Source organism: Streptomyces hoynatensis, assembly GCF_003626535.1.
GTDB lineage: Bacteria > Actinomycetota > Actinomycetes > Streptomycetales > Streptomycetaceae > Streptomyces > Streptomyces hoynatensis.
Window position 1 is genome coordinate 133,504 of record NZ_RBAL01000014.1, and the last position, 14,578, is coordinate 148,081.

Genomic DNA, 14,578 nt, shown 5'->3' on the forward strand with positions numbered 1-14,578 from the left:
GTGCGGAAATGACAAGAAGCGAGCGACTCGCGGACCAGCTGGACTGGTACTGGCAGAAAAACCTGCGGCCGCGGCTGCACGGTCTTGCCGATGAGGAGTACTTCTGGGAGCCGGTGCCCGGCTGCTGGAGCATCCGCCCGCGCGGCACGTCCGCCGCACCGGTGTCGGCAGGCTCGGGGGAATGGGCGATGGACTTCGCGTCCCCGGAACCGGTGCCCCCGCCGGTGACGACAATCGCCTGGCGGCTGGCGCACCTCATCGTCTCCTGCCTGGGCTACCGGGTCGGCTGGTACTTCGGCGGCCAGGACGTCGACTTCGAGACGTTCGCCTACGCGGGGACCGCCGACGAGGCGCTGAAACAGCTCGACGACATGTACGGGAGATGGAACGCCGGGGTCCGCGAACTCTCGGACGCCGACCTGGAGAACCCGCCCCGGGTGGGTCCCGAGCGGTTCCCCATGGAGAACAGAATCCTGCACGTCAACAGGGAGATGATCCACCACGGCGCCGAGATTTCCCTGCTGCGTGACCTCTACCGTCGGCAGGACGAGGCCGCGCCGCGCCCGACATGACTTCCCGGCAACCGGCGATCGCACTTCGCCCGGTCGCACGCACAGCGGATACGGCGGCGGGCCGTCGGCGTTCCCACTTGCCCACCCCGGGGCCCGGCGCGGAGGAACGCAAGGGGTCCGCGCCGGTCGCCGGGTTCCGTTGTGGGTGGCCTCGCCGGCCGCTACCAGGGCAGCGGGCCTTCTTCGCTGAAGAATCCGCCGGTGGGGCCGTCCTCGCCGAGGGTGGCCAGGCGGATCACCACGGCTGCGCCTTGTGCCGGGGTGAGGAGGCCGGTGTGGCCGTTGATGTCGGTGTCGACGTAGCCGGGGGCGGCGGCGTTGACCAGGATGTTTTCCTTCCGCAGCTCGTTCGCGTACTGCAGGGTCAGGGCGTTGAGAGCCGCCTTGGACGGCGAGTAGGCCGCCGACGTGAGCCCGGACAGGGGCCCGTCCACCTGGGCGGTCATGGTCAGGGACGCGGCGTGGCTGGAGACGTTGACGATGCGCGCGGCCGGGGACCGTCGCAGCAGCGGGAGCACGGCGTTTGTCACCGTGATCACGCCCAGGACGTTGGTGGCGAAGACCTCGCGGACCAGGTCCACGTCCACCGCGCTGGGGACGCGGTCGAGGGCATCCTGCGGCGCGGCCTGGCCGGAACCGGAGATGCCGGCGTTGTTGACCAGTATGTCCAGTCGGCCGAAGCGGTCGCCGATCCAGGCGGCGGCGGCCTGGGCCGTGGCAGGGTCGGTCACGTCCAGCGTGAGCGGGTACGCGTCGCCCCCCGCGGCCCGTATCGCCGCCGCGGCCGCCTCACCGCGCCCGGCGTCCCGGGCGCCGACGAGAACGGTGCCGCCCTGCGCGGCCAGCAACTCGGCGACCGCGCGGCCGATCCCCTTGTTCGCACCAGTGATCAGGGCCACCTGCCGCGGTGAAGTGCGCTCGTCCATGGGGGAGTCCCTTCCTTCTCAGGCGTGTGACGGTGTCGCGGGCGCCGCGCGTGCGGCGCGGTCGTCCCGGTGCCATGGAGAGGCCGCACTCACCGGCCCTGTGACGGCGCAGCGGTGTGGCGCGCGTCACCCCCGCGCCGGGCGACGGCCGTTGAAGGGCGGTACGTTCCCCCCTCCACGCCTGCGCCGTCTCCTCGGGCACGAACCAGGACGGGCCCCCTGGATGTGAGCCAGGGCAGGCCCTCGGTCCCCCGGGGAGACGACCTTGCCCACGTTGCGCCCGGTGAATGACTGCTTTACGTCGACGGGAATGGCCTCAGCAACGGCGCCCGGCCGTTGCCCACGCCGAGAAGTCGTACGCGGCAGCAGCTGCATCTCTGACCCCCGCCCCGGCGAAAGAAGCCACCCCCGTACACACCGGCCCGCATCCCCACCCACCCCGGAACGGCGCCCCACCACCCAACACCCCCGCAGACAGCCAACCCCCCGCCACCCCCGGCCCCCCCTCCCTCCGCAGCCAGCCTCCCTCTCGAGCATCCGCACGACGCCGAACCCGGCCGACCACCCGCCACGTAGGCCGCCTACAGACCCCGCCCCGGCCGGCAACCCGCCACGTAGACCGCGCACAGCCCCCGGTCGGCCGCACATCACGCGTACGGCGAGGGGGAGGGGCGCGGTCATGCCGTCGGCAGGGGCAGCGGTCGGAGCTGACCTGCCCCAGGTGGGATTCCGGGCCCCGATCACACCACCCGGGGACGTGGCACGGCGTCAGCGCTCGCGCAGCGGGTCCCGGTGCTCGCCCCACTGGAACGCGAGCCCCCCGGAGGTCGCGCTGACGCCCGCCCCTGTCGCGGGCAGGCCGAACTCCGCCCGCAGCCAGCCGTCCATCGCCAGGGCGGCCGCCTCCGAGCGGTAGTCGGCCAGGGGATAGGTGAGCTCGTGGACCTCGATCAGCAGCCCGGCAGGGAACCGTTCGGCCAGCGCGGGCCCCGACAGGTCGACTCCCGCCGCCAGCCAGGCCGCGTCCCGCCAGTACAGGCCATCCGGAACGGCCAGCGACACGCCCCGGTGGACCCGCACACCGCGCTCCACCGGGGCGGGCGGCACGTGCGCCTCGGCACGCAGGTCGGCGGCCAGGCCCCCTCTGCCGCCCGGTGCCCGAAAACGGTAGCGATACTCCCGTGCCATGCGATTCTCCCGACCTAGCTGAATTTCAGGCGGCAGAAGACCGCGCTGCTGAAGAAGTGCTCGTTGCCGAAGTTGTTCGTGAACCCACGGATGTAGTCCCGGTTGTGCGGTACGCCCTCACCGTAAAGCCTGCTGTGACGGTCGACGAATGCCTCGGCGTCCGCCTCCGGCATGGCCGTGATGTCCGCGCGGTTCATCGCCGCGAAGTCCGCCTCGGAGACCCGGAAGTGCAGCACCTCGACGTTGGCGCCTCTGCGGTTGCGCAGCAGGTCGGCGTACGCGTCGGCATCCTGCCGTGTGCCCCAGGAGTAGACGCCGTCGCCCCACTGCCCCCGCGTGGCCTCGCCCGGCCAGGGCGTGCCGTCCCCCCGAAGCCGCGTCGCGTCCTCGGGGCTCTGCACGGTGAAGAAGTCGAGATAGCCCTCAAGGCCGAGCGGGTCGGACCAGATGTGCGGATTGCGCACGTAGGCCACCGGATGGGGAGCCGCGGTCAGCCCCATGGGGTCGGGCGAGGCGTATCGAGCGGTCTCCGGGTCGTAATGGCGATGGTAGTTGTAGTTCCAGCCGGTTTCCTCGTCCGCGTACTGGCCCGGGAACCTCAGCGGGGTGCGGGCAGGCCCCGTGCTCGGGGCGAGCGGGTTGCCCCACAGGCTCGTGCGGTGGTGCCAGCCGATCTGCCCCGACTCGTCGACGAGTTCGGTGGGCGCGCCCACGGTGTCGGTGACGATGGCGTAGAACCGCTCGTCGATCTCGCCTTGCGGGGCGTCGACTGCCGAGTGCCGCTCCCGCTGGGCCACGGGGTGGTTGCCCACGTAATCCCAGGTGACGGTGTGCCGTCCGGCCTGCTCCCCACGGAGGGAACGGCGCTCCTCGACGACGGACGCACCATCCCAGGAGAAGTCCACCCGTTCGGTGACCGCGCCGTCTTCGCCCAGCCTGAGCTTGGCGATCCGCCTTCCCAACGGGTCGTACAGATAGCGCCATCGGCTGCCGTCCGGGGTGCGCACCTCCGTGAGACGCCCTTCCGCATCCCAGGAGTAACGCCAGGTGTCCGGCTTCCGCGACAGCCGCTTCTTCTGGCACAGGACCACTCGCCCGGATGCGTCGTGCTCGTACCGGGTGCCACCCGCACGGCTGATCACGGTGCCGGAGTATGTCCGGTCACCCACGGCCGCCGGTGTCCCCGCCGCCGCGGGCCACTGGGCGAAGGCCAGGTTGCCCGCCGCGTCGTAGGCGTACGACTCGTTGCCCGCAGGGCTGTTCACCTCGGTCACGCGTCCGTCGGCGTCCAGGCCGAAGCGGGCAACGTCCACCGGGCCCAAGAGCCCGCCCTCTTGCGTCTGAACCGCCGCGAGGTAGTGGTCGGCGCGGTAGGCATAGTCGCGTTCGCGGACCGGTGCGCCCGCCCTGACGATGCTCTGCTTGACCAGACGCCCACCGCGGTCCCACGCCCGCGTCAGGAACGGCACGCTGCCGAAACGCCGGGCCGTTTCCCGGCCGGCCGTGTCGTACCCGAAGGTGAGCAGATGGCCGTCCGCGGCGAGCGCAAGCGGTCGGCCCGTCGCGTCGTAGGCCCATTCCGTGGTGATGCCCCCGGGCGTGGTCCGGTGGAGCGGATGTCCGACCTCGTCGTAAGCGTGGGTGACCGTCGCGCCGTTGCAGGTCTCGGCCAGGACACGCCCGATGCGGTCACGGGAGAGGATCAGCTCGGCGTCGGGTCCCACCGCCCGTGTCACCCGCCCGGCGGGATCGCGCTCGTACCGCGTGACCTTCCCCGCCGCGTCCTTCTCCACGATGAGGCCCATGCCATCGCGCGTGAAGGAGACGACCTCCCCCGCGGCGTTGACGCGTGCGCTCAGCTGCCCGGCCGCGTCACGCCTGTAGTGCGTACGGCGGTCGTCGAAGTCGACCTCCGCCACGAGGCGCCCGGCGGCGTCGTAGGCGTACTCCCACGTCAGGCCCGCATCGCCCGACACCCGGATCACCCGAAGTTCCGTGTCGTGCCGGAAGGTGTGGCGCGTGCCGTCGGGGCGCACCTGGAGCACGGGCAGGTCGAAGGCGCCGTAGGCGAACTCCGTGCGGCCGCCGTTCTCGTTGATGTGGGTGAGGCAGTTCCCCTCGCTGTCCCGAACCCAGGTCTGTGTGCCGCCCAGCGCGTCCGTGTGGCGCAGCAGCCTTCCCTCGACGGACCACTCAAGCCGCCGGATGCCCCCGTGTGGCTCGACGACCTCGGCGACCCGGCCGAACGCATCGAGCCGGTACCGCGTCTCCCGGCCGGTCGGACCGATGGCGGCGACGAGTTGACCCGCGCCGTCGCGCTCCAGGGCGGTGACGTGGCCCATGGGGTCCGTGACCGCGGTGATCGCACCTGCCGGATTGCGCGCGTACCGTGTCACGGCCCCCTCGGGATCGGTGACGGAGACGCGGTTGCCCGCCTCGTCGTACTCCTGCCGCCAGATGCCGCCGTCGGCCTCGGTGATCCGCTCCGGCAGGCCGAGGGAGTTGTGCTCGAACTCCACCCGATGGCCGTCAGGCCGGGTGACGACGGCGACGTGGCCGTTCTCGTCGTACGCGTAGGTGGTGGTGCGGCCGAGCGGGTCGGTCACGGTGAGGGGGCGGTCGTAACGGTCCCAGGTGCGGTGGGTGTGGTGGCCGAGCGGGTCGGTCTCGGTGATCAGCTGGTAGCTGTCGTTGAACTGGTAGACGGTGGTGTGCCCGAGGGAGTCGGTGAACAGGGTGCGGTGGGTTTCGGCGTCGTAGACGATGCTGCCGGCCAGGAAGCCACCGGTGCCGTCGGTCGCGACGCACCGGCCCTGCTCGTCGTAGGTGTAGCGGTACCAGGTGCCATTGCGGTCCTCCCAGCCGGTGACGCGCCGCTGCTGGTCGTAGCCCAGCTTCAGCGGCAGCCCGGAGGAGTTGTAGATCTCCGCGAGATTCCCGGCCTCGTCGTAGCCGTAGCGAACCAGGACCGGCCGGTCGGGGGCGCTCAGCAGCCGGAACGCGGTGACGCGGCCGTCGGCGCAGGTGACGCCGAGGTGGTAGCCGCCGTGGTGGATCATCTCGCTGGGCGCCCCGTGCGCGTCGTAACGAAGCTCGATCCTGTTGCCGTTGCGGTCGCTGAGCGCGACAAGGGGAACTTCCCCACCCGCGCGGCCGGCGACCGGCGCGAAGTGCAGGGTCTGCCCGGTGTCGCGCTGGTGCACGGTCAGGGGGGCGCCCGGCACGCCGTCCCAGGACAGACCCCAGCGCGGGCCCTCCACCGGCAGGACCTCCTCACCCGGGATGGGGCGCGGATAGTCGAGCACCATGCTGTCCTCGGTGACGAAGCGCAGCCCGGCCTCGTCGAGCAGCAGGCGCTGGTCGAGGGTGGAGGCCCACGAGGGGCCGAACCAGGAGCCGTGGCGGAAGCTGCTGCGGTGGTGCCGGCGAACGATCAGAGGCAGGACCCCGGGCAGCGTCACGTCGACGGCGTCCATGATCATTTCGCCGGTGGCCATGTCGATGGGGTCGGTGCGGCAGACGAGGTTGTCGCCGCCGCGCCCCATCCGGCGGAGTCCCTGGCCGAGTCCGCGGATGCCCTGGCGCAGCCCGCGCAGGCCGGTGCGGGCGGCGGACAGGCCGCCGCGTAGTCCGCGGGCGAGGCCGCCGAGGGTGGTGATGCCTTTCATGCCGGGGATGCAGTCCAGGGCCGCAAAGGCGACGTCCCACAGGGATGCTTGGCCGTTGGCGTATTTGATCAATGTGTCGGCGAGGACGACGAGGGCGGCGGCGAGGACGACCCAGGCGAGGGGGCCGCCGATGATCATGACGACGATGCCGAGGACGGCGACGATGGTTTTGCAGACGGCGACGATGGTGTCCCAGTTTTCGGTGACCCAGTGGATGGCGTCTTCCCACCAGTGGCGGTTGTGGATGCCGGCGTCGGAGGCCTCGTCGATGCCCTGGGCGCAGGTGCGGGCGGCGTCCTCGCGCATGTCGCGGGCCTGGCGGGCGAGTTCACGGGCCGCGTCCAGCCGCTGCTGGGCGTCCTCCACGCGGGTCTGGGCTGCGGAGGCGGCCTCCTGTGCGGCCTGGGCGTTGCGGGTGGCGGCACGCACCTGAGCCTCGTCGGGCGGCGCGGCGCTGCTGCCCTGCCCCTCCTGCTGGAGGCGGTCGGATTCCTCGCCCGCGCGCGAGACCCAGTCCTGTGCGTCGGCCAGCTGCCCCTGGGCTGTGGTCAGGTCGGCTTGGGCTTCGAGGGCGCGTTGGAGGGCGCGGTCGGCCATGCCTTGTGCGGTGTCGAGTTGGGGGGCGTAGGCGGAGAGGGCCTGGGCGCACAGTTGGTAGCTGGTGTGGAGTTTGGTGAGGTTGCCGGGGACTTCGTCGAATTCGGAGCGGAAGGCTTCGGCGGATAATCCGGCCCAGTCCTGCATGGCGCGATCGGAGGCCATGGCGCGGATCTTTCCCAATGCTTCGCCGACGTCGTCGGCGAAGTCCTGGAGGGAATCGGCCAGCGTCCGGATCTCCTCGGGATCTCCAGGCGTCGGATCGGAGTCCATGTCCACCGGACTCCAGTCGGACGGACGCGCCATGATCTCTCTCCCCCCGACGATCAAGCGACGTGTGCGATACAGGGCACGGTAGACATGAAGGGCCAAGCGGGCCAACGGTTTTGGTCGTCACTCAAGGGACACGGCAAAGCCCGGCGGCGGTTCCCGTCATTCGGCCCGGCTGAGTTCGTCGAGGGGCGCCTGCCACTCGTAGCCGCCGCCGACAGGCCGCAGGAACGCCGTCTGCCGGACGATCCTGCCCGTGTCCTTGCTCCGCTCGATCAGGCCGCCCATCAGCCTTCCCCGCCGACCGGACTTGTCCTTGACCAGGGTCCCCGCGGGGAACGGCAGCACGGTGGCCCATTCGGCCTTCGGCAGGTTCACCGGCTGACCGGACGGCCGTAGATCAGCGCGCCGCAGGCCGCACAGCGCAAACCCTCGGGCGACTGCTTCATGTCCTTCAGCTCGCCTGGATGGGGACAGGCGGTGCCAGGCGCAGGGGACTCGGTGGCTGTGGAGGGCTGAGGCAGCACGATCGGACTTCTTTCTGTAGTCGGACGACTACCAGGTTTGCTCCGTGGGTACGGCGCTGACCAGCAGGTTGACGTGGCCTCTGCGACGGGCCACACACGCGCGTTCGGATGAGGGAAGTCGATGGCCCCACGCAAGCCGGCGCCGGACCAGATCGCACCGGCCCGACGCAAGTACATGGACGAACTGCTCCAACTCCGCGAGGAATCCGGCATGTCCCTGGGCGACCTGTCGGAGGCGACGCGGTACGACCGCTCCTACCTCGGCAAACTGGAACGCGGCGAACGCCTCGGCGACCTGGCCACGGCCAGACGCCTCGACGAGGTCTACGGAACCCGCCGCAGCCTCCAAAACCTCTGGTCACTCGCCAAGGACGACGCCTACCTGGGGCGCTACCAGCGGTACATGGCGTTGGAGGGCAGGGCGAGGGTCATGCAGATGTACGTCCCACAGACCATCCCGGGACTACTCCAAACCGAGGAGTACGCCAGAGAGTTGCTGTGGTCCAGGCCGCACCGTCCTGATGAGGAGGATGCTCTTGAGGAACAACTCGCCCTGCGCGTGGACCGGCAGCGCATCCTGCGCCGCGAGGAATCCGCTCCTCATCTGCGTGTCGTGATGGACGAGGCTGTCTTCCGGCGCCCGCTGAAGAACCGGGAAGCCTGGAATCGGCAGTTGCAGCGTCTCCTGGACGACGACCAGTTGCCGAACGTGACCCTCCAGGTCCTGCCGTTCATGGACGGGCTGCACGCCCTCCTCGGGGGTGCCCTGACCATCTTGTGGCTCCCCGACGGCACCTGCGCGGCCTACTCGGAGGGCAGCAAATCCGGCGAAATGATCGAGGAGCCTGAGGCGGTGGAACAGCTCAGGCTCTCCTACGATGAACTCGGTGCGCTCGCGCTCACCCGCAAGGACTCCTTGGAGTTCATCCACAACCTGTTGAAGGGCGGCTAGAGAGCATGCGATTTCCGAGCCCGGACCTGAGCGGTGCCGCCTGGCGTAAGTCCAGCTACAGCGATGGAGGACAGAACAACTGCGTTGAGGTTGCCGACGGCTTCCCGGGTGTCGTTCCGGTGCGGGACAGTAAGGCTCCCGGCTCGGCGTTGATCGTTCCCGCGGATGCCTGGGCGGCGTTCGTGGCGTACGTGAAGGGCTGACCGCCCAGCGGGCCTGCGGCCATGACCGGGTGCCCGGCGGGCTTCCGGCCGGCCCTGGCCGCTGCGTTGCGGAGGGAGTTCACCACCGGAACGCCCAGGACAACCGCACCCCCACCCACCCCCTCGTCACCGGGAATGGCATCAACAACGGCGCCCGGCCGTTGCCCACACAGAGAAGTCGTACGCGGCAGCAGCTGCCTCTCTGACCCCCACCACGACGAAAGAAGCCACCCCCGTACACACCGGCCCGCACCCCCACCCACCCCGGAACGGCGCTCTACCCCCCACACCCGCGCACACAGACAACCCCCCGCCACCCACGGCACCCCCCCCCTTCCGCAGCCAGCCTCCCCCTCGTGCATCCGCACCCACCCGCACCCGGCCAACCCCCCGCCACGTAGACCGCCCACAGTTTCCGCTCCCGCCGCCCACAGGCCCGCACCGAAATCCTCACCCCCCACCCCGGACTCTGTGGCCGGTCTACGTGGCGGGTCGTCGACCGGGTGCGGCGCCGTACGCATGCACGAGAAGCGGGCCGGCTGCGGAAGGGGGAGCCGGGGGTGGCACAAAGTCGTTGACCTGCGGCGGCGTTGGGGCTGGGCGCCGTCCCGGCGTGGTCGGGGGTGCGGGCCGGTGTGTACGGGGGTGGCCCCTCTCGTCGGGGCGGGGGTCAGAGATGCAGCTGCTGCCGCGTACGACTTCTCGCCGCGGGCATCGGCCGGGCGCCGTTGTCGATGCCATTCCCGGTGACGTGAAGCCCCGGGGCCTGGGCCAGGTGGTGGACCCGGAGGCGGTGGTGGGCCTGGGCGCGCCGGCGCGCAACTCAGCGGCCCCGCAAGCCGAATCCCTCCGCGCAGGGACTCACCCCGGCAGGACCCACAGCATCCCGTCCCCGTCGATCACGATGATCAGGTCCTCGACGGCCGCGGGGCCGCTCACGGTCGAGCTGTCGAACTGGCCCCTCCACACCTCGTCGCCGCCCTCCGCGCCGAGGACCCGCACGGTGGTCCAGCGGTGGATCAGCCGCTCCCGCTTGGTGCGGTAGAACGCGGCGTACGCGTCGGCGGTCCGCACCGTCGGCGTGCCGCCGTCCTCGTCGCGCCAGCGCTCCGAGCCGTCGTCGGCGGCCAGGCACACCGTCGTCTCCCCGGCGGGCACGACGAACCCGCCCGTCACGCTCCTGGCGTCCGTGCCGCCCGCGCCGTCCCAGGTCCACTTCTGTTCCCCGGTGAGCCCGTCCACGGCGGTCGGCTTCGTGCGTTCCCCGGCGCCCGGCGGCAGGAGCACGGTCGTGCCGGACACCAGCGACGCGAGGGGCGGGAGGGCGCCGACGACGGGCTCCGGGTCCTCCTCCCGGTACGGGCTTCGCCACACCACCTCGCCCGTGTCCGCCGCGCGGAAGACGACGTCGACGGCGGCCGTCTCGCCCGCCTCGTAAGCCAGCACCCCCTCGCCGAGGGCGTGCCCCAGGTCGCCCCTCGGGGCCAGGTCCGAGCGTTCCCAGTGCACTTCGCCGGTCTCCGCGAGCACCGCGGGCCCACCGTCGCACAACACCAGGTCCCCGGCGAGCACGAAGGCGGCGTCGTAGGGCGAGGAGACGTCCATGACCCAGCGGGAGTCGCCGGTGCGCGGGTCGGTGCCGGTCAGCAGCCCTCCCTCGCCGGAGATCAGCAGGCCGCTCGGCCCGTGCACGTCCAGCCGCGAGGGGGACTGGTCCCGCCGCAGCAGGCGCGTGCCGTCCGCCGCGTCGAAGGCGTGCACCACGTTGGTGGACTTGTCGGTGCCGCTGGTGGTCAGCGCGAAAACGACGCCGTCGGCCACGGCGAAGCGCGTCGGGGAGGCCCCCACCCACAGGCCGTCGAGGGAGACCTCCCACAGTCCCTCGCCGTCGGCCAGGTCGACGGCGCAGAGGGCGGCGGTGTCGCGGTAGTCGTTGCCCGTGGCCACGACGCAGCGCCCGCCGGACACGAGGAGGTGCGGCTCCGGGGCGTTCAGCAGGTCGATGCCGTCGATCTTCCGCGACCAGGCGACCGGGTCCTTCTCCGGGTCCCCGGAGACGTACACCGCCCCCGCGCCGCCCGCCACCGCCAGCGCGGCCAGGCTGCCGCCCCCGGCCAGCAGGCCGCGCCGGGTGAGGCCCCTCGGGCCGGCCGGCCCGCCGGGCGCCGTGCTCACGGCCGTCGGCGCGGCCACCCCGGGCACCGGGGCGGTCGCGGTCGCCGCGTCCTCCGGCCGCCCGCCCAGGTCCGCCGCGGCCGGCGCGGGCGCGTCCCCGCCCTGCCCTTGGAGGCGGCGCAGTTCGGCGGCGAGCGCGGCGGCCGACTCGTGCCGCAGCCGCGGCTCCTTCGCCAGCAGCCGCAGGATCAGGCGGTCCCACGCCCCGGAGACGCCGGGCGCGACGCTGCTCGGCGCGGGCGGAGGGTCGTTGAGGTGCGCCATGAGGTACCCGACGGCGTCCGGGGCCGTGAACGGCGGCCGCCCCGTGAGCATGTCGAACAGCACGCAGCCCAGCGCGTACAGGTCGCTGCGCCGCTCGGGATTCCCACGCGCCTGCTCGGGCGCCATGTAGGAGGCCGTGCCCACCAGGAACCCGGTGTGGGTCAGCCGGTCGCCGGTGGCCTCGGGGTCGGCGGCGCGGGCGATGCCGAAGTCGAGGACCTTCACGATGCCCGCGGCCGTGACGAACAGGTTCGCGGGTTTGATGTCGCGGTGGAGCACGCCCCCGGCGTGCGCCTCGGCCAGCGCGTCACAGACCTGCGCCCCCCACCGCGCGGTGTCCGCCCCGCCGACGGGGCCGCGGCGGATGACGGCTTCCAGACTGTGGCCCCGGAGCAACTCCATGACCAGGAAGGGCGTGGTGCCCTCCGCGGTGGCCGCCTCGCCGAGGTCGTGAACGGTCACGATGTTCGGATGCTGGAGGGCCGCGGTGATCCGCGCCTCCCGCAGGAAACGGGCCCGCGCCTCGGCGGCCCGGCCGCCGCCGCCCGCCAAAACCGAGACCACCTTGACCGCGACCGGCCGCCGCAGACTCTCGTCGTGGGCCTCCCACACCTCCCCCATGCCGCCCTGCCCGAGCGGCCGCACCAGCCGGTAACGCCCGGCAAGTACCCGATCCCCGTCTCCCACGGCCCAAGCCCCCCGCTGCGGTCCGACTGTCATCCCGGTCAGCCCGCATCGTAGCTCCGGCCGGCCGGCGGCCTGGGGGACTGGGCGACTGACGGACTGGGGGCCTGGCGGCGCGAAGGCCCGGCGACCTGGGGGACTGGCGGCCCGGCGGCCCCCGGGGCCTGGCGGCCCTGCCACCCGTCGGCCACGCGGCCCCGCGGCCCGGCTCCACCCCAACGGCCCCGCCCCAACGCCCCGCGGCAGCCGGGAGATTGCAGCCGGCACCGTCCTGCAGCACCCTGAACCGAGCACCAGGGTGGCCACGCCCACGGCCCTGACAGCCGTGCGGGCGCGCCGCGTTGGGGATGACCGGGGAGGGACCAGGGTTGGCAGAACGACGTCTGACGCGGCAGGAGCTGGTCCCGCGTTCCTGGACGACCTGGCCGCCATCGCCCGCGACCACCCGCTCGTCGTGCTCTTCTTCGAGGTCGACGAGCGGACCGGCCCGTACTCGACGCCTGGCTGCGCGACATGATCTGCACGGACGCCTACGGCTCGCTTGAGGCCAACGTCGTGGTGGTGCTCTCGGGCCAGGGGCGACTCGACGAACGGCACTGGGCCGACTGGAGCGCGGAGATATCCGAGGTGCCGCTCGACGTGTTCACCGAGCAGGAGGCCCGCGGCCGAGGCCGCCCGTGCGGACCTCGCCCTGGCCCTGGAGCGTTCGCCCGGCACCGGCTGGGCACACCTCATCCGGGCGTTTGTTGCCCGGCAATTGCGCGAGGACGAGGAACCCCACTGGGCGCGCGCCCGGGAGATCTTCGCCGGCGGGGCCGAGGCCGAGGACGACGTCTCCCTGGGCAACCTCTTCCTCCTCCACTGCCTGCGGCCGAACGAGGCCGAGGCCCCGCGGACGCTCGACGCGTTCCTCGCCCGGAGCCCCGACCTGCGGATGCTTTCCGAGGCCGCGAACATCCTCCACCGCTTCACCGAGGCAGGCATGACCAACGCCGCGCTGATCGCCCCCCTGCATCGCCGCCTGCGCCAGGAGTTCACCGCCCGGCGCACGCCCCCGGCCTAATCACCAAAGGGACCGACCTCCACCACGAGGATCAACTCGCCGTCCCGCTCCTGGGTGTTGGCGAGGAGGACGGTCGGCTCGGCGTAGCCGTCTTCGATGTCGGTGCCCCAGACGCATCCGACGGCGTCGGTCAGGCACGCGGGGGGTTCCGTGGAGGCATCCGTGGGCGGGTCGACGGGCATCCCGGCCGAGTCGATGCCCGGCGCCGCCTCCAGCCATGACGCCATGTCGGCCCACTGCCGGCTGCTCGGCCCGTCGGTCATGGGTCCCCCCGAGTAGACGACCCGCGCCCGGTCGCCGTCGGCGTGCTCCTTGGACTCCACGGTGAAGGTTGCCGGATGGCCCATGGCCTCGGCCACCCGAAGATTTTCCCGGTAAGCCTCATCCCCGCCGCGGGTGGCCAGGACCGAGGCAACCACAAGGGCCACCACTGCCGCGCCGATCCACGCGACCCGCCGGACTATTCGGCCGCGGGCCCCGGCGGGCGTTCCTCCTCCCGACGCCCCAGGGGCCCCAGGCGCACCCGCAGGACCCGCGGGCGGCGTGGCGGGCGGTATGGCGGGCGGCTGTGCGGGGGCCGTGGGCCAGTGGGCCGGTTCCGCGGGCGGCGCGTGGGGAGCCGGCGGCGCGCCGGCCACCTGATCCAACCGGGCCTGCAACTGCTCCATGGTGAGGCGCTCGGCCGGTTCCTTCCGGAGCAGGCCCTCCAGCGTGGGGGCGAGGGGCCCGGCCCGCACGGCAGGGGCAGGGGCCTCTGTCACGACGGCGACCAGCACGGCGCTCGGGGCCGACCCCGCGAAGGGCGGGTTCCCTTCCACGGCGGAGTAGAGCGTGGCCCCCAGCGACCAGAGGTCGGACGCGGCAGTGGCCGTGAGGCCCCGCACCTGCTCCGGCGCCATGAAGGCAGGCGTACCCATGATCATGCCGGTGGCCGTGAGGGTGACGTCGCCCTCCAGGGCGGCGATCCCGAAGTCGGTCAGGACGGCGCGCCCGTCCTCAAGGAGGATGTTGGCCGGCTTGATGTCCCGATGGGTGATCCCGCTGCGGTGCGCGGCACTCAGCGCGGCGGCCACCTGCCGCCCGATGTCGGCGACGTGCTGCGGAGACAGGGGACCCTGCCGGCGTATGAGGTCGTCCAGCGACCCCCCGTTCACCCACTCCATGACGATCCACGGCCGCCCGTCCGCACCGGTGATCCGGTCGTAGACGGTCACGATGCCCGGATGCTTCAGCCGCGCGGCAGCCCGCGCCTCGCGATCCAGCCGGGCCATCCACGTGGCCCGCTCCTCGGCCCCCAGATGCTCGGGCAGGCGCAGCTCCTTCACGGCCACGTCCCGCCCCAACTCCCGGTCGTGCGCACGCCAGACCGCGCCCATCCCGCCCCGGCCGAGCAGGCCGGTCAACTCGTACCGGTCCGCGAGAAGCTGCGCCGCATCGTCGTCCACGGACGGAATATAACCGGGCCTGCCTTCCGGGGCGGGGCTGCTCA

Annotated in this window: 10 protein-coding genes; 4 read left to right on the forward strand and 6 right to left on the reverse strand. The window is 72.2% G+C overall.

The genetic code is table 11. The features are described 5' to 3' along the window. Nucleotides 1-8: 8 nt before the first annotated feature. On the forward strand, nt 9-572 hold the full coding sequence (locus D7294_RS22180) for a DinB family protein (RefSeq protein ID WP_120682498.1): 564 nt from the start codon (nt 9-11) through the stop codon (nt 570-572). A gap of 161 nt (nt 573-733) precedes the next feature. Here D7294_RS22180 and D7294_RS22185 read toward each other — a convergent pair whose 3' ends face one another. The 4 genes from D7294_RS22185 to D7294_RS22200 all read right to left on the reverse strand — a co-directional run bounded on the left by D7294_RS22185 (nt 734) and on the right by D7294_RS22200 (nt 7,599). Beyond that, nucleotides 734-1,498: an SDR family NAD(P)-dependent oxidoreductase gene (locus D7294_RS22185; protein ID WP_120682501.1), complete on the reverse strand. Its 765-nt coding sequence runs from the start codon at nt 1,496-1,498 to the stop codon at nt 734-736. Nucleotides 1,499-2,266: 768 nt separating this feature from the next. After that, complete coding sequence (locus D7294_RS22190; protein ID WP_120682503.1) at nt 2,267-2,686, reverse strand: hypothetical protein; 420 nt, start codon at nt 2,684-2,686, stop codon at nt 2,267-2,269. A 14-nt stretch (nt 2,687-2,700) separates the two neighbouring features. Continuing rightward, entirely contained in the window at nt 2,701-7,257 is a 4,557-nt protein-coding gene (locus D7294_RS22195) for a DUF6531 domain-containing protein (RefSeq protein ID WP_120682505.1), read from the reverse strand. 126 nt (nt 7,258-7,383) lie between these two features. Beyond that, a complete protein-coding gene (locus D7294_RS22200) occupies nt 7,384-7,599 on the reverse strand; it encodes a hypothetical protein (RefSeq protein WP_120682507.1) in 216 nt (71 codons plus the stop codon). Nucleotides 7,600-7,869: 270 nt separating this feature from the next. On the opposite strand from D7294_RS22200, the gene D7294_RS22205 reads away from it, so the two are divergent. Continuing rightward, the gene (locus tag D7294_RS22205) at nt 7,870-8,700 is read left to right on the forward strand and encodes a helix-turn-helix domain-containing protein (RefSeq protein ID WP_120682509.1); all 831 of its coding nucleotides are present in this window, start codon (nt 7,870-7,872) and stop codon (nt 8,698-8,700) included. 5 nt (nt 8,701-8,705) lie between these two features. Then, the gene (locus tag D7294_RS22210) at nt 8,706-8,903 is read left to right on the forward strand and encodes a DUF397 domain-containing protein (RefSeq protein ID WP_120682511.1); all 198 of its coding nucleotides are present in this window, start codon (nt 8,706-8,708) and stop codon (nt 8,901-8,903) included. An 861-nt stretch (nt 8,904-9,764) separates the two neighbouring features. On the opposite strand, the gene D7294_RS22215 is transcribed toward D7294_RS22210, so the two are convergent. Continuing rightward, nucleotides 9,765-12,029 carry a protein kinase domain-containing protein gene (locus D7294_RS22215; RefSeq protein WP_120682513.1) on the reverse strand — a complete coding sequence of 755 codons (2,265 nt, stop codon included), beginning with the start codon at nt 12,027-12,029 and terminating at the stop codon, nt 9,765-9,767. A gap of 754 nt (nt 12,030-12,783) precedes the next feature. Between D7294_RS22215 and D7294_RS22225 the strand changes: the two genes are divergently transcribed. Further along, nucleotides 12,784-13,089: a hypothetical protein gene (locus D7294_RS22225; protein WP_120682517.1), complete on the forward strand. Its 306-nt coding sequence runs from the start codon at nt 12,784-12,786 to the stop codon at nt 13,087-13,089. Here D7294_RS22225 and D7294_RS22230 read toward each other — a convergent pair. Continuing rightward, a complete protein-coding gene (locus D7294_RS22230; RefSeq protein WP_241562543.1) occupies nt 13,086-14,534 on the reverse strand; it encodes a serine/threonine-protein kinase in 1,449 nt (482 codons plus the stop codon). The two genes, D7294_RS22225 and D7294_RS22230, sit on opposite strands and share 4 nt — an antisense overlap. Nucleotides 14,535-14,578 lie beyond the last annotated feature (44 nt).

Bases quoted from the DNA above. Each gene is read 5' to 3' on its own strand.
- D7294_RS22180 (WP_120682498.1), top strand. From the start codon at position 9: ATGACAAGAAGCGAGCGACTCGCGGACCAGCTGGACTGGTACTGGCAG.
- D7294_RS22185 (WP_120682501.1), bottom strand. From the start codon at position 1,498: ATGGACGAGCGCACTTCACCGCGGCAGGTGGCCCTGATCACTGGTGCG.
- D7294_RS22190 (WP_120682503.1), bottom strand. From the start codon at position 2,686: ATGGCACGGGAGTATCGCTACCGTTTTCGGGCACCGGGCGGCAGAGGG.
- D7294_RS22195 (WP_120682505.1), bottom strand. From the start codon at position 7,257: ATGGCGCGTCCGTCCGACTGGAGTCCGGTGGACATGGACTCCGATCCG.
- D7294_RS22205 (WP_120682509.1), top strand. From the start codon at position 7,870: ATGGCCCCACGCAAGCCGGCGCCGGACCAGATCGCACCGGCCCGACGC.
- D7294_RS22210 (WP_120682511.1), top strand. From the start codon at position 8,706: ATGCGATTTCCGAGCCCGGACCTGAGCGGTGCCGCCTGGCGTAAGTCC.